Origin of the sequence: Antrihabitans stalagmiti (assembly GCF_016482825.1) — a bacterium.
GTDB lineage: Bacteria > Actinomycetota > Actinomycetes > Mycobacteriales > Mycobacteriaceae > Antrihabitans > Antrihabitans stalagmiti.
On the sequence record NZ_JAEMNV010000001.1, the window covers coordinates 119,525 to 134,424 of the forward strand.

Below are 14,900 nucleotides of genomic sequence, written 5' to 3' on the forward strand. Positions count from 1 at the left end.
ACAACCGCAGTTGTCCATATAGCCGCCGGCCGGTAAAGGCCGCGACGACCACGGGGTTGTTCGACAAGCCCAATCACTCGCTACCGAGGAGAAATACGAACCGTGGCACCCCAGGGATCGGTGCGTCCAGCGCGCTCGCTCATCGTTTTCGGCGTACTGATGGGCATCGTCTACGCGCTGGTGTTCTTCACCGGCGACAAGTCCCCGACCCCTAAGCTGGGGATCGACCTGCAGGGCGGCACGCGCGTCACGCTGACCGCACGTACTCCTGACGGCAGCGCACCGAGCCAAGATTCGCTCAAGCAGGCGCAGGCCATCATCGAGACCCGTGTCAACGGACTCGGCGTTTCCGGCTCCGAAGTGATCATCGACGGCGACAACCTCGTCATCACGGTGCCTGGTGACGACAGTTCGCAAGCCCGCACACTCGGTCAGACCGCACGCCTCTACATCCGGCCGGTGCTCGATCCGCCCGCCGCGGCCGCGCCACCCGCGGCCACAACTCCCGCACCAGCGGACTCTGCACCGGTGCCTGCTACGCCACCGACCGAACAGCAACCGCAGAGCCGTCCGTTCCCTGCGCAGGACCCGCCGTCACCGACCGACGTTCCGGCTCCGACAGACGGGTCCGAACCGACCTCGGCCCCCAATGCACCGCCGACAACCGCATCGAACGAGCCGCCACCACTTTCCGGGCCCGACCAGGCCGCGAAGGAAATCACCGACGCCAAAAATGCGCGGCAGAGTCTCGACCCCGCCATTCAGGCAGCGGCCTTCGCCGCGCTGGACTGCAACGCTCCCGATCCGCTGCAGGGTAACGACGACCCAGCTCTGCCGCTGGTCACCTGTGGTGAGCAGGGCGAGAAGTTCCTGCTCGGACCGAGCATCATCGACGGCCAGGACATCGCGGACGCCTCCTCTTACTACGAGCAGCAGCAGGCCCGCAACGTCGTGAGCCTCGAATTCGATTCGGCAGGCAGCAAGACGTGGGCGAAGTTCACGTCGGAGAACCTGCAGAAGCGCGCAGCATTCACGCTGGATTCCAAGGTCGTCAGCGCACCGGTCATCCAGGGTGCGACACCAGAAGGTAGCGCGACACAGATCACCGGCGACTTCACGCCGAGTGCCGCAAAAGAACTGGCGAACACGCTGAAGTACGGCTCGCTGCCGCTCTCGTTCTCGTCGTCGGAAGCGGAGACGGTGTCGGCGTCGCTCGGACTCTCGTCGTTGCGAGCCGGGTTGCTCGCGGGTGCGATCGGTCTCGCGGTCGTCCTGCTGTACTGCCTGTTCTATTACCGCATGCTCGGACTGCTCACGGCGTTGTCGCTGATCGCGTCCGGAATCATGGTCTTCGGCATCCTCGTGCTGCTCGGCCGCTACATGAACTTCACCCTCGACCTCTCCGGTATCGCCGGTTTGATCATCGGCATCGGCATGACCGCCGACTCCTTCGTCGTCTTCTTCGAACGAATAAAGGACGAGATCAGGGAGGGGAGAAGCTTCCGATCGGCGGTGCCACGTGGTTGGGAACGCGCCAAACGGACGATTCTGTCCGGCAACGCTGTCAGCTTCATCGCCTCGGCTGTGCTCTACGTACTTGCCGCGGGACAGGTCAAGGGCTTCGCCTTCACCCTCGGCCTGACAACGGTTCTCGACGTTGCCGTCGTGTTCCTCGTAACCTGGCCGCTCGTATATCTGGCGTCGCGCTCGACGTTCTGGTCGAAACCGCAGATCAACGGACTCGGTGCCGTTCAGCAGGTTGCCCGTGAGCGCAAGGCCGTCGCAGCCGGCGCCGCAATGAAGGAGTTCTGAGATGAGCGAATCGACGATCACAGAACCCAAGACAACCGCAGCACCGCACCACTCGTTCTTCTCGCGGCTCTACACCGGAACCGGCGCGTTCGAGGTTGTGGGTAAACGGCGGATCTACTACATCATCACGGCCGTCATCATCCTGATCTCGTTGGCGAGCATCCTCTTTCGTGGATTCACACTCGGCATCGACTTCGAGGGTGGTTCCAAGGTTCAGTTCCCGGCCGGCGATGGCATCAGCACCACTCAGGTCGAGGACGTGTACTCGACCGCCATCGGAAGCGAGCCGGTGTCGGTCCAGACAGTCGGGTCGGGCGGGTCGAAGACTTTCCAGATCCGGTCCGAGGCACTCGACCTCGACCAGGTGAACACACTGCAGAAAGCGTTGTTCGACGCGTTCCAGCCCCGAGACGGCAACGGTGTGCCGAACATCAACGAGATCAGCACCTCCGATGTCAGCGAGACGTGGGGTGGCCAGATCACGCGCAAAGCGTTGATCGCGCTGGCGGTGTTCCTTGTACTCGTCACCGCCTACATCGCGCTGCGCTACGAACGAGGTATGGCCGCAGCAGCTTTGGCTGCGCTGTTCTTCGACATGGTCGTCACCGCCGGGTTCTATTCGCTCGTCGGATTCGAGGTGACACCCGCGACGGTGATCGGCCTGCTGACGATTCTCGGTTTCTCGCTCTACGACTCCGTCGTCGTGTTCGACAAGGTCGAAGAAAACACCCGAGGTGTGCTGCACCTGAACAAACGCACCTACGCCGAACAGGCCAACCTCGCGATCAACCAGACGTTGATGCGATCGATCAACACCACGTTGATCGGTGTGCTGCCCGTCGTCGGATTGATGGTCATTGCGGTGTGGCTGCTCGGTGTCGGCACCCTCAAGGATCTAGCCTTGGTCCAACTCGTCGGCATGATCGTCGGCGCGTATTCGTCGATCTTCTTCGCGACGCCGTTGCTGGTGTCCATTAAGGAGCGCTGGGGACCTGTGGCCGCACACACCAAGAAGGTGCTCGCTCGTAGGGAAGCTGCCGTGCACGGCACTCCGAAAGCTGCGACCGCAGGTACTTCCGTCGCAGGCTCCGGATCCACGGTGACGATCACGAAGGCGACCCCGTCGGCCTCCGGACCCACCGACCGGACGACCGCGCGGTCGCCGCGACCTGGTGCGAGACCAACGGGAAAGCGACACAAGAAGAGGCACTGACATGCGCCGCGCGTACGTGAGTCTGATCGCTGCCGGTGCCCTGGCCGCCGGCACGGTTACCGGTTGTTCGAGTGAAAGCCAAGTTCCGTCCATCGGGTACGCGGTCGACAGCGTGATCACCACCTACAACGGAAATACTGCCGAAGGTGCCTTCAGCGCTGCGGCACAAGCGTTTCCACGGGTGCTGACGGGCTTCAGCTACACGGGTCCGCAGGGTGGGACGTTGATGGACACCGACTACGGCACGGCAAGCGTCGTACCCGGAGAAGCGCTGACCATTCAGTACCGCCTCGACCCGGCGGGCGTGTACTCCGACGGCATACCCACCTCGTGCGAGGACATGGCACTCGCGTGGGCTGCGCGCAGCGGAAAGTTCACGCGCACGAACGACGACGGCGACCAGGTGCCGATGTTCGACGCAGCCTCGACTGCCGGTTACTCCGATATCGAACGGGTCGATTGCCAGCCAGGTTCGAAAGACGCCAAGGTCGTCTTCCGGCCCGGGAGAGGCTTCGCGGAGTGGAAGTCGCTTTTCGGTGCAACGGAATTGCTGCCCGCGCACGTCGCGACACGGGTCGCAGGGGTCGCGAACATCGTCTCGGTCTTGCAGTCCGGTGACAACGACGAGCTCGGCAGGATCGCCGATTTCTGGAACAACGGCTGGAAGCTGACTCCGGGCCCGCTCGATCTGTCACTGTTGCCGTCCTCGGGTCCGTATCGAGTCGAATCCTTCAGCGCAGAAGACGGTTTGGTGCTCGTGGCGAACGAACGCTGGTGGGGTAACGCACCGGCGACGCCACGAATCGTGTTGTTCGGCAGGAACAACGACGTGAAGGCCAAGATCGAGGCCAACGCCGTCGAGGTGCTCGACATCGGCGCAAAGTCGGTGGGCGACCTCGACCTTGCAGGGTTCGATGCGTCCAACGAACCGTCGCGCAGTTCCGAACAGCTGATGCTCGCGACCTCGGGGGTATTCCAATCCGCCGATGCGCGTAGGGCATTCGCGCTGTGCGTGCCGCGGAAGAAGCTCTTCGACGAACTCGGTCACCCCGACTACAACCGGACCCAGGGCCTCGGTTCGGGGGTGCTCAACTCGCGCACCGTGCAGTCCGACACCTTGATCTACGGACCCGTTGCCGCTGCCGAAGGCGGAAAGTACAGCAACGCAGACGTTCCGGGTTCGACCGCCGCACTTGCCGCTGCAGGCGAGCAGAACCCAACTGTCCGAATCGGCTACACCGCGCCCGACGAACGTCGAGCGCAAACGGTTCGGGTCATCGCAGAGGCGTGTAAGGACGCGGGTATCACGGTGCAGGACGTGTCGTCGCCGCAGTTCACACCGCTTGCACTGCGCGACGGTCAGGTCGACGCGTTGCTCGGCGGTACCGCGTCGGTCGAGGGTCCGGCGGGGTCGGGCGTCAACACCGATGCATTGGTTTCGCTGCGTGGCGGCGCGGGGATCAACTATTCGAAGTTCGACAACCCGCGCTACAACGACCTCGTCGACCAGCTGCTGACCAACGGTGCAGGCGACGTCCAGATGCGGCTGTCAAGCGAGGCAGAAGCATTGCTGTGGAGCGAGATGCCGTCGATACCGCTGTTCGATTCGCCGCGGACGTTCGCCTTCGCAGACGGTTTGGCGTCCGGCGTCGTCAATCCGACCAAAGCAGGCGCGGGCTGGAACATGGATCGCTGGGTCCTGAAGAAATGACCGAGAGCGCGGCGCAGGCGGTCGACCGGCTCACGCGCTGGGCACCCGATTTTCCGGTGCCGGGCGTGCGCTTCGCTGACCTGACGCCGGTGTTCGCCGACGCTGCCGGACTCGATGCTCTCGTCCGTCCGCTTGCCGAACTCGCACCCGATGCAGATGTCGTCGCAGGCATCGATGCACGAGGCTTTCTCATCGGTGGTGCTGTCGCTGTCGCAAAACGCTGCGGCGTGCTCGCCGTGCGAAAGAGCGGCAAACTTCCGCCTCCGGTCATCGCCAGGCGATATGCACTCGAGTACGGCACCGCGACGCTCGAGATACCCGCCGACGGCATCGAACTTCGCGGTCGCAAGGTCCTGCTTCTCGACGACGTCCTCGCCACCGGCGGCACCCTCGTCGCAGCCGCGGAGTTGCTGACCGACGCAGGCGCCGACGTCGTTACGCTTGCCGTAGTGCTCGAGCTGACCGCACTCGCCGGGCGCGAAAAGGTCGAACGCGAGCTGCCAACGGTGCCTCTGCAGTCTCTCGTCCGGATCTGAGGGACTAAAGTTGAACGAAGCGATGTTGTCGTCGCGCACCGGGGGTCGAACACTCTGCGGATGAGGAGGTGAGGCATGACTCAGCATCTCGATGGCGCAAGCGTGGACACCCCTGAGGTGGACACCACTCATGTGGAACGCGCCGAGACCAAGGAGCCGAAGGAGTCGCCGGAACCTGCGGCGGCCGAGGTTGCCACTCCTGCACCCGTTCCGACCTCTGCGTCGCGACGCGTCCGTGCCAGGCTTGCGCGCCGCATCACGGCCCAACGCCATGCCGCCGTCAAACCGCAGCTCGAACCCCTCGTCGCGGTCCATCGCGAGTTGTATCCGAAGGCCAACCTGGCGTTGCTGCAGCGCGCCTACGACGTTGCAGACGACAAGCACGCGAATCAGATGCGGAAGTCGGGCGACCCGTACATCACGCATCCTCTTGCTGTTGCCAGCATTCTTGCCGAACTCGGCATGGACACGATCACCCTCGTTGCCGCCTTGCTGCACGACACCGTCGAAGACACCGGTTACTCGCTGCAGCAGCTGACCGAGGATTTCGGCGACGAAGTCGCGCACCTGGTCGACGGTGTGACCAAACTCGACAAGGTCAACCTCGGGAACGCTGCCGAAGCGGAAACCATTCGCAAGATGATCATCGCGATGGCACGGGATCCGCGCGTCCTCGTCATCAAGGTTGCCGACCGGTTGCACAACATGCGGACCATGCGGTTCCTGCCTCCGGAGAAGCAGGCTCGCAAGGCGAAGGAAACACTCGAAGTCATTGCGCCGCTAGCGCATCGGCTCGGTATGGCGACGGTCAAGTGGGAGCTGGAGGATCTGTCGTTCGCGATCCTGCACCCGAAGAAGTACGACGAGATCGTCCGTCTCGTCGCCGACCGTGCCCCGTCGCGCGATACCTATCTAGCCAAGGTCCGGGCGGAGATCAATTCGACTCTGAACCAGTCGCGAATCAGCGCGGTCGTCGAGGGTCGCCCGAAGCACTACTGGTCGATCTATCAGAAGATGATCGTCAAAGGCCGCGACTTCGACGACATTCACGATCTGGTCGGTGTGCGGATCCTGTGCGACGAGATCCGTGACTGCTACGCCGCTGTCGGCGTCGTGCATTCGCTGTGGCAGCCGATGGCAGGGCGGTTCAAGGACTACATCGCACAGCCGCGCTACGGGGTCTATCAGTCGCTGCACACCACCGTCGTCGGACCCGAAGGCAAGCCGCTCGAGGTCCAGATCCGAACGACGGACATGCACCGCACCGCCGAGTTCGGCATTGCCGCGCACTGGCGCTACAAGGAAACCAAAGGCAAGAACACCGGCGACAGCACCGAAGTCGACGACATGGCCTGGATGCGACAGTTGCTCGACTGGCAGCGTGAGGCAGCCGATCCGGGGGAGTTCCTCGAATCGTTGCGCTTCGATCTCGCGGTCAAAGAGATCTTCGTGTTCACCCCGAAGGGCGATGTGATCACGTTGCCTGCCGGGTCGACGCCGGTCGACTTCGCCTACGCGGTCCACACCGAGGTCGGGCACCGGTGTATCGGCGCCCGGGTCAACGGTCGTTTGGTCGCGCTCGAACGGGAACTCGAAAACGGTGAGGTCGTCGAGGTGTTCACCTCGAAGGCCGCAACAGCCGGACCGAGCAGGGACTGGCAGCAGTTCGTCGTCTCACCGCGTGCCAAGGCGAAAATACGGCAGTGGTTCGCGAAGGAACGTCGCGAAGAAGCACTCGAAGCGGGCAAGGAAGCCATCGGCAAGGAGGTCCGTAGAGTCGGACTTCCGTTGCAGCGGTTGATGAATGCCGAATCGATGTCCGCGATCGCGCACGAACTTCGATACATCGACGTCTCCGCGCTCTACACGGCGATCGGTGAGAAGAACGTCTCGGCTCAACACGTAGTGCAGCGACTCGTCGCGCAACTCGGTGGCGTAGGCGCAGTCGAAGAGGAGTTGGCCGAGCGGTCGACTCCGTCGAACGTTCCGGTTCGGCCGCGGACCTCCGGCGATGTCGGTGTGCTGATCCCCGGTGCGTCGGGAACGGTCGCGAAGCTCGCGAAGTGCTGCACGCCGGTGCCGGGCGACGAGATCCTCGGCTTCGTCACACGGGGCGGTGCGGTGAGTGTGCATCGCACCGACTGCACGAACGCCGGCTCGCTCAAAGAGCAAGAGGAACGCTTCATCGCCGTCGAATGGGCACCGTCGCCGTCTTCGGTGTTCCTCGTCGCGATCCAGATCGAAGCACTCGATCGTCACCGCCTGCTGTCGGACGTCACCAAAGTCCTTGCCGACGAACGGGTCAACATCCTGTCGGCATCGGTGACAACCTCGGGGGACCGCGTCGCGATCAGCAAGTTCACCTTCGAGATGGGCGACCCGAAGCATCTGGGACACGTGCTCAACGTCGTACGCAACGTAGAAGGCGTGTACGACGTCTATCGGGTCACCTCAGCGCAGTAGGGCGCTTCGCGCCTCGTGAGTCTTTTCGGAGGGCGGAACATCCGAAAGGACTCACGAGCCGCTTGCGGCCTCAGGCTGTTCGGGCGGCTGTGATCTCGACCGGCAGGGTCGGCTTGCCGTCGTCGGTGCCGCGCGCACTTGCCTCGACACCGGCTGCCGCGACCTTGTCGAGCGTCGCAAGCCCTGCTTCGTCGATCGTTCCGAAGATCGTGTAGTCGGGCGGCAGCATCGAGTCCGCATAGACGAGGAAGAACTGGCTGCCGTTCGTGTTCGGTCCGGCATTGGCCATTGCGAGGGTTCCGCGCTTGTACAGCGTCGAGTCGCTGCTCAGCGCTGGATCGGTCGCCGGGTATTCGTCGGCGAAGCTGTAGCCGGGTCCGCCTGCGCCGGTACCGGACGGGTCACCGCACTGCAGCACCTTGAGTGAGTCGGCGGTGGTGAGCCGGTGGCACGACGTCGAATCGAAATACTGCTGGTCGACGAGGCTCACGAAGCTGTTGGCCGTGCACGGCGCCTTGACCGGATCGAGGGTCAACCCGATGGGCCCCTGGCTCGTTGTGAGTGTCACGAGTGTCGCAGCGCCGGCAGGCAGGACCTCGGAAGCAGGCGCATCGACCGGCTTCGACGCCGTCCGCGACGATGGGTACGTGCATTCGGTTGCACCCGGCGTTGTCGACTTGGTCGTTGTCGCCGAGGCAGCTTCGCTCGGCGTTGCCTTGGCCGTCGATCGGACCGAAGAGTCCTGGGCTGTGGCCGAACCGGAATCGTCGGAGCAGCCAACCGAGGCGAGCAGAAGTCCGATGCCTGCGGCGGCGAGAAGTGTGCGACGCATCAGTTGTCCATCCGAACCGACGTCAACTCGACCGGTTGCTTGGGTGAGCCGTCTTCGGGGTCGGGCGACCCCTCGGGGGCGGGAGGTGTGTTCGGTGGCGGCGCGATCCCGTTGGCGGCGATCCTGTCGAGGGTTTCGAGGCCGGTCTCGTCGACCGTTCCGAAGATCGTGTACGCGGCAGGCAGCTGCGAGTCGCCGAAGACGAGGAAGAACTGGCTCCCGTTGGTGCCGGGGCCGGCGTTGGCCATTGCGACGACGCCCCGCTTGTACAGGTCGCTCGGCTGGGTCGCGGTGGGATCGGGTCCGCCGGGCGGCGTCGGGTACTCGTCGGCGAAGGTGTAGCCGGGTCCGCCTGCGCCCGTTGCCGACGGATCGCCGCACTGCAGCACCTTGAGGCTGGCGCCGTTCACGATTCGGTGGCACGTCGTGTTGTCGTAGTACCCCTGGCTCGCGAGGCTGTAGAAGTTGTTGACGGTGCACGGCGACTTGGAGTTGTCGAGCGTGAGACCGATGTTGCCCTGGTTCGTCTCGATACTTGCCGTGATGGTGTCGTCGGTTGCCTCGACGCCGTCGGCCTTCGGCGGATCGACCGGCTTGGCGGCAGGCTCGGGACTCGAAGGATAGGCGCAGGCAGCGGCCGTATCGGTCGTGCTGTCGTCGCCCTTGGTTACGAAGTAGACCGCTGCGACACCACCGGCAACGAGTACGACGGCGAGTACCGAACCCGCGATTGTGAGTAGCTGTCGCTTCCGCGCCCGTTGTGCGCGTCGCTCGAGCTGTCGCTCCAGTTTGCGCTTCGCCGCCTCACGTCGCTGTTCGTTTGTGGGCACTGCCGCGGTCCTCCTGGTCTTCGGGGTGTCTGCTTCGTGTCAGGCCTGAACATGGCGGCCGAGGTTAGAGTCTGCCATCCGTACCTGAGACGAGCCTGGCGGGTCGCTGCGCATACCCTGTAACGCGGGATCGCGCTCGACCCCGATAACCACCTCTGCCCACCTCGAGGAGCTTCCCACCCGTGCTTGTCACTGGATTTCCGGCCGGAATGTTCCAGACGAACTGCTACGTGATCGCGCACGACGACGCAACCGAATGCGTCGTCGTCGATCCCGGACAGGACGCCGCCGAGCCGCTACGTCGATTCCTGGAGTCGTCGGCACTCACGCCGACCGCAGTGCTGTTGACGCACGGTCATCTCGACCACACGTGGAGTGCACAGGAAATCTGCGACGAGCACGACGTCGCGGCCTACATTCACGCGGCCGACCGGCATTTGTTTGCCGATCCGACGGCAGGCGTCGGTCCGCAGATGGGGCAGTTCATCGCGGGCATGACGTTCGCCGAACCACGACTGGTCGCGGAGTTCGCAGACGGCGACGTGCTCGAGCTTGCGGGGATCTCGTTTCGGATCGACCACACCCCTGGCCATACGCAGGGTTCGGTGGTCCTGCGCAGTCGAATCGACAGCGACCAAGGCTCGGCTGACCTGGTCTTCACCGGCGACACCCTCTTCGCCGGTTCGATCGGCAGAAGCGACCTGCCCGGCGGCGACGGGGAGCAGTTGCTTCGTTCGATCGCAGGCAAACTCATGGTTCTCGACGACGAGACGACCGTGTTGCCAGGGCATGGCACGACGACAACCATCGGCCGGGAGCGCGCAGGCAACCCGTTTCTCGTTGGACTCGATCGCGTAGCTTGCGGTGCGACCATCGATGTCGCCTCGGATTCGGGAAGGTAGTCCATCGTGAGCAAGCCAAGTTCTTTTTCGGCGCCCAAGGGCGTGCCCGACTACGTGCCGCCCGCGTCCGCGGAGTTCGTCGCCGTACGCGACGGACTGACTGGCGCTGCGAGAATGGCCGGCTACAGCCACATCGAGCTGCCGGTGTTCGAGGACACGGCGCTCTTCGCCCGTGGTGTCGGAGAGTCGACCGATGTCGTGAGCAAGGAGATGTACACCTTCGCCGACCGCGGTGAGCGCAGCGTGACACTGCGACCCGAGGGCACGGCCGGTGTGATGCGTGCGGTCATCGAGCACGGGCTCGATCGCGGAGTGCTGCCGGTCAAGCTGAGTTACGCGGGACCGTTCTTCCGGTACGAGCGACCGCAGGCGGGGCGCTACCGGCAACTGCAGCAGGTCGGCGTCGAGGCGATCGGCGTCGACGATCCAGCGCTCGACGCTGAGGTCATCGCTGTCGCCGACGCCGGCTTCCGCGGCCTCGGCCTCGACGGTTTCCGGCTGGAGATCACCTCGCTCGGTGACGACTCCTGCCGACCGCAGTACCGGGAACTGTTGCAGGAGTTCCTGTTCGGGCTCGACCTCGACGAGGACACCCGCCGCCGTGCCGAGCTGAACCCGCTGCGCGTACTCGACGACAAGCGTCCGGAGGTCAAGGAGATGACCGCGGCCGCACCGCTGATGATCGATCACCTGTCCGATTCGGCGAAGGCACACTTCGACGAAGTGCTGCGTCACCTCGATGCGCTCGGGGTCCCGTACGTGGTCAATCCACGGATGGTGCGCGGTCTCGACTACTACACGAAGACGACCTTCGAGTTCGTGCACGACGGTCTCGGCGCACAATCGGGTATCGGTGGCGGCGGTCGTTACGACGGGCTGATGGCCCAGCTCGGCGGTCAGGAATTGTCCGGCATCGGGTTCGGGCTCGGCGTCGACCGCACGATTCTTGCGCTCGCCGCGGAAGGCAAGTCCGCAGGTGTGCCCGCTCGATGCGACGTTTTCGGCGTCCCGCTCGGCGACGACGCGAAGGCGAAGCTCGTCGAGATCGCGGGACGGCTACGCGCCGAAGGCATTCGGACCGATCTCGCCTACGGCGGGCGCGGCGTGAAGGGTGCGATGAAGGCTGCCGATCGGTCGGGCGCGAAAATCGCGCTGGTCCTCGGCGAACGCGACCTTGCCGACGAGACGATCGGTGTCAAGAACCTCGGTACGGGGGAGCAGCAGCAGGTGCCGATCGACGACATCGTCGCAGTGACGGGAGCGATTCTTGCCGACTGAGCCTGTGTCCCTGGATCTCGTAGCGCGCGAACTGATTGCGCCACGACTGGTGAAGACCGCTCTCGTCTCGGCCGCGGTCGGCGTGCTGCTTGCGGTGCTGCTGAGTTTCGTCGTATCGGCGACGGCGGCGATCATCACGGGACTTATCGTCGGGGTACCGTTGGTTCTCGTGTCCATCGTGGGTCTGCGGGTCCGGATCACGCTGACGGACAACGTGATTCATGTGCGACGGGTGCTCGGATCGCGGCACGTCGACGCGTCCAAGGCCGTATCGGTCGAACTGCTGGTCCGGGTGTCGCGGGTCAACCGTGTGCTGCTTCGCATCAGCGACGAAAATTCCAGTGCCACCATCGGTTTGGCGATGTACATCGACGACGCCGGACGTGAGCTCAACGCCCGCGGCCAGCGTGGGCTTGCCGATGCCCTTGCCGCGGGCGATCTTGTCCCTGCTGCCGCGATGGCATCGGTTCTCGTGCAACAACTCCGGGCCGAAGCGCGCGATGCGGTGCTCGGTGAACGGCCGCTGTACCGAGCGATGCGAGTCGCCCTCGATGCGGGCAGGTCCGGCCAGACGACACTGACCGACGCAGAGGTGGCGAGCCTCGTCGACTAGCGAGGTCTCTCGTCCGAACGTCTCATCCACCCCCGAACGAGGAGAATTTGTGACAGTTCCAGTAACCGTGACCGTCACCGGTGCATCCGGCCAGATCGCCTACGGGCTGCTCTTCCGTATCGCAGGCGGAGCGATGCTCGGAGCAGATGCATCGATCAAACTGCGGCTGCTCGAAATTCCGGCAGCGGTCGGATCCCTCGAAGGCGTCGCTATGGAACTGGAAGACGGCGCCTATCCGCTGCTGTCCTCGATCGACATCACCGACGATCCGCGAGTTGCCTTCGAGGGCGCCAACATTGCCATGCTCGTCGGCGCGCGGCCCCGCACCAAGGGCATGGAACGATCCGACCTGCTCTCGGCGAACGGCGCGATCTTCACCGAACACGGGTCGGCGATCAACGCCGCCGCCGCCGACGACATCAAGGTGCTCGTCGTCGGAAATCCGGCGAACACCAACGCTCTGATCGCAATGCACAACGCTCCCGACGTCCCACGTACCCGATTCACGGCACTGACCCGTCTCGACCACAATCGTGCGATCGCTCAACTCGCCAAGAAGACCGGTACGCCCGCGTCACACATTCATCGCGTCGGCATCTGGGGTAACCACTCGAACACCCAGTACCCGGACATCTTCCACGCACTCGTCGACGGAAAACCGGCCGTCGACGTCGTCGACGACGAGAACTGGCTCGTCGACGACTTCATACCCACTGTGCAAGAACGTGGTACGGCGATCATCAAGGCCCGAGGAGCGTCCTCGGCTGCGAGTGCCGCCAACGGCGCGATCAATCACATGCGTGACTGGGTTCGCGGCACGCGCACCGACGACTGGGTCTCCATGGCCGTGTGCTCGGACGGCTCGTACGGCGTGCAGGAAGGGCTCATCTCGTCCTTCCCCGTCACCTGCGCAGGCGGGGAGTACACGATCGTGCCCGACCTCGAGATCAACGACTTCTCACGCAGCCGTATCGACGCCTCCGTCGCAGAGCTTGCGCACGAATACGAGTCGGTCCGCGAGCTGGGGTACGTCAGCGACTAACTGTCGTCGTCGGTGTCGGTAGCGCCGATAACCGGCGCCACTACCGTGCCGAGGTCGCCTACGACCTCGGTGCGGTTTCCCGCGGAGACCAGATAGGACGACCTCGGCGCGTCGGTGTCGCCGACTGCGCCGCGGTTGGCCATCGGCATCATCCCGGCCCCGGCTGGGTTGGTCGCCGGCCCCTGCGTATTGCCAGGACCGCTCGGTCCGCCCGTGCTCGACGTGGTCGTTGCCGCCGGGATGTCGCCGGGTCCGCCGAGAGCTGCCGTCAGCGGGCGCGGTGCGCTTGCCGTCGGACCACCTGCCAGCAAACCTGGTGTTGCAGTTGCGCTTTGCTGTCCGGGCGCGACACTGCTCGGGTTCGTACTCGGTGCCGGACCGGTCGAGTTGGGTGTCACCGGATCGGTGGCCGTTGCCGCAGGGTCGGTCCGAAGAGCCTCCGTTCCGAGACCGACGATGTCGGTGACGACCTGGACTCCGGCTTTCCCTGTCTCGATCAGCGGCTTTCCGACGTTTTCCAACATTGCCGCCGCAAAGGCGAACTGAGACTTCCCCGAGGGTGTCGACGGTATGCCGGTATCGGGTCCGGTTGGGACGGGAACCGGATCGGTGAGCGTCGACATCTCGGCGGTATGAGTCGTCAGTTCTGCCCGCGTACCGGTCACCACTTCGATCGCCATCGCCAGGTGCTCGGCCGCTGCTGTCATCAACATGACCTGACCTGGCGGTGTGAAGGCAAGCGGCGCGGCAGCGATGGCGGTGGCCGCGAACGATTCCGCGACGGACATCAGGTTCATGTTCCCGCGTGCGACGGTGGCTGCGGCGTCCTGAGTCACCGACGATATCTGGGTTCCGCGGTTGCTTACGCCGGTGCCCGCATCCTGTGCCTGCGTGCCGAGTCCCTGTGCGTTGGTGGAGGTTTGGCCGCCCCAGAACTCGTCCATGACCTTCATTGCCGCTATGCCGGTCTCGAGTGCGGAGTTCAACATCAGTACCGAGTCGTCGATGAGCTTCGTCGGATCGAGCGACCCGAGCTTTCCGGAACCGAAGCCGCTCGCCAGATCGGTGATCGGCTTCAGCATCTCGTCGACACCCGGCAGCGCGGGCAACATCTGACCGCTGAGCAAGCCGTCCAGCGGGTTGGGCGGCAGCGGCGGTAACGGTGGGAGCGCCGGAAGCTGTGGGAGCGGTGGCAGTTGAGGTAGCGGTAGGTGCAGGAACGGTCCGATCGGCGATTGCTCCAACGCGTCGAGCACGGTCACCGGTGGTGCTGCCGACGTTGGCTCACCCGCGCCAGCTGGTGTGACTACTGGTTGAGTTGCATTGGCGCTCATGCCGTTTCACCACCAGCGCGGCCGAGGTCGGCAACGATCGCATCGTCGATGCCCTCGTACTCGCCCGCGGTCTTGTGTGCGGCGACCGCCGTCGCACCGTAGTGCTCCGCTAGCTGCAGCACCGATTTCGCGTGATTGGCTTGCGCCACACCGAACATCGCAAGAAAGTCTGCGCCGATCGCACCGAAGACCGGTGTCAGTGCGGCAATGTTGGCGGCAAGGTCGATCGCGCCTGCCCCCGCAATACGACTCGACACCTCCGCCGCGCTGTTGCCGTAGTTTCGAATCCCTGCCAATTCGGCATTTACCGCAGTCATACGACCCCCCGTTTGTG

General features: G+C 64.4%; 13 protein-coding genes. 9 read left to right on the forward strand and 4 right to left on the reverse strand.

The window, feature by feature from the left end; translation table 11 throughout:
- The first annotated feature begins 102 nt into the window (after positions 1–102).
- From secD to JGU71_RS00615, 5 genes are all read left to right on the forward strand, one after another.
- Positions 103–1,812 carry a protein translocase subunit SecD gene (secD, locus tag JGU71_RS00595; RefSeq protein WP_199700996.1) on the forward strand — a complete coding sequence of 570 codons (1,710 nt, stop codon included), beginning with the start codon at positions 103–105 and terminating at the stop codon, positions 1,810–1,812.
- Position 1,813: 1 nt separating this feature from the next.
- Positions 1,814–3,025, forward strand: coding sequence for a protein translocase subunit SecF (gene secF, locus JGU71_RS00600; RefSeq protein WP_199700998.1), 1,212 nt, complete (start codon positions 1,814–1,816; stop codon positions 3,023–3,025).
- Position 3,026: 1 nt separating this feature from the next.
- On the forward strand, positions 3,027–4,736 hold the full coding sequence (locus JGU71_RS00605; protein ID WP_199701000.1) for an ABC transporter substrate-binding protein: 1,710 nt from the start codon (positions 3,027–3,029) through the stop codon (positions 4,734–4,736).
- Positions 4,733–5,272, forward strand: a complete 540-nt coding sequence (locus tag JGU71_RS00610) for an adenine phosphoribosyltransferase (RefSeq protein ID WP_199701002.1) — start codon at positions 4,733–4,735, stop codon at positions 5,270–5,272. Before JGU71_RS00605 ends, JGU71_RS00610 begins: the two co-directional genes overlap by 4 nt.
- Before the next feature lie 75 nt (positions 5,273–5,347).
- Positions 5,348–7,735, forward strand: coding sequence for a RelA/SpoT family protein (locus JGU71_RS00615; RefSeq protein WP_233528551.1), 2,388 nt, complete (start codon positions 5,348–5,350; stop codon positions 7,733–7,735).
- A 70-nt stretch (positions 7,736–7,805) separates the two neighbouring features.
- Here JGU71_RS00615 and JGU71_RS00620 read toward each other — a convergent pair whose 3' ends face one another.
- On the reverse strand, positions 7,806–8,567 hold the full coding sequence (locus JGU71_RS00620; protein WP_199701004.1) for a peptidylprolyl isomerase: 762 nt from the start codon (positions 8,565–8,567) through the stop codon (positions 7,806–7,808).
- A complete protein-coding gene (locus JGU71_RS00625; protein ID WP_199701005.1) occupies positions 8,567–9,397 on the reverse strand; it encodes a peptidylprolyl isomerase in 831 nt (276 codons plus the stop codon). Before JGU71_RS00625 ends, JGU71_RS00620 begins: the two co-directional genes overlap by 1 nt.
- Positions 9,398–9,579: 182 nt before the next feature.
- On the opposite strand from JGU71_RS00625, the gene JGU71_RS00630 reads away from it, so the two are divergent.
- The 4 genes from JGU71_RS00630 to JGU71_RS00645 are packed head-to-tail and all read left to right on the forward strand — an operon-like array spanning position 9,580 to position 13,232.
- A complete protein-coding gene (locus JGU71_RS00630) occupies positions 9,580–10,299 on the forward strand; it encodes an MBL fold metallo-hydrolase (protein WP_199701006.1) in 720 nt (239 codons plus the stop codon).
- A gap of 6 nt (positions 10,300–10,305) precedes the next feature.
- On the forward strand, positions 10,306–11,577 hold the full coding sequence (hisS, locus tag JGU71_RS00635; protein WP_199701007.1) for a histidine--tRNA ligase: 1,272 nt from the start codon (positions 10,306–10,308) through the stop codon (positions 11,575–11,577).
- The gene (locus JGU71_RS00640) at positions 11,567–12,190 is read left to right on the forward strand and encodes a hypothetical protein (RefSeq protein WP_199701008.1); all 624 of its coding nucleotides are present in this window, start codon (positions 11,567–11,569) and stop codon (positions 12,188–12,190) included. The genes hisS and JGU71_RS00640 overlap by 11 nt, the downstream gene beginning before the upstream one ends.
- A 49-nt stretch (positions 12,191–12,239) precedes the next feature.
- Positions 12,240–13,232: a malate dehydrogenase gene (locus tag JGU71_RS00645; protein ID WP_199701009.1), complete on the forward strand. Its 993-nt coding sequence runs from the start codon at positions 12,240–12,242 to the stop codon at positions 13,230–13,232.
- On the opposite strand, the gene JGU71_RS00650 is transcribed toward JGU71_RS00645, so the two are convergent.
- Entirely contained in the window at positions 13,229–14,566 is a 1,338-nt protein-coding gene (locus JGU71_RS00650; protein ID WP_199701010.1) for a RodZ family helix-turn-helix domain-containing protein, read from the reverse strand. The two genes, JGU71_RS00645 and JGU71_RS00650, sit on opposite strands and share 4 nt — an antisense overlap.
- Entirely contained in the window at positions 14,563–14,883 is a 321-nt protein-coding gene (locus JGU71_RS00655; RefSeq protein ID WP_199701011.1) for a type VII secretion target, read from the reverse strand. The genes JGU71_RS00650 and JGU71_RS00655 overlap by 4 nt, the downstream gene beginning before the upstream one ends.
- Positions 14,884–14,900: the final 17 nt, after the last annotated feature.

What these genes read in the sequence shown, in the direction of transcription:
- JGU71_RS00610 (WP_199701002.1), top strand. Translation starts at nt 4,733, where the DNA reads ATGACCGAGAGCGCGGCGCAGGCGGTCGACCGGCTCACGCGCTGGGCA.
- JGU71_RS00615 (WP_233528551.1), top strand. Translation starts at nt 5,348, where the DNA reads ATGACTCAGCATCTCGATGGCGCAAGCGTGGACACCCCTGAGGTGGAC.
- JGU71_RS00655 (WP_199701011.1), bottom strand. Translation starts at nt 14,883, where the DNA reads ATGACTGCGGTAAATGCCGAATTGGCAGGGATTCGAAACTACGGCAAC.
- JGU71_RS00620 (WP_199701004.1), bottom strand. Translation starts at nt 8,567, where the DNA reads ATGCGTCGCACACTTCTCGCCGCCGCAGGCATCGGACTTCTGCTCGCC.
- JGU71_RS00650 (WP_199701010.1), bottom strand. Translation starts at nt 14,566, where the DNA reads ATGAGCGCCAATGCAACTCAACCAGTAGTCACACCAGCTGGCGCGGGT.
- JGU71_RS00605 (WP_199701000.1), top strand. Translation starts at nt 3,027, where the DNA reads ATGCGCCGCGCGTACGTGAGTCTGATCGCTGCCGGTGCCCTGGCCGCC.
- secF (WP_199700998.1), top strand. Translation starts at nt 1,814, where the DNA reads ATGAGCGAATCGACGATCACAGAACCCAAGACAACCGCAGCACCGCAC.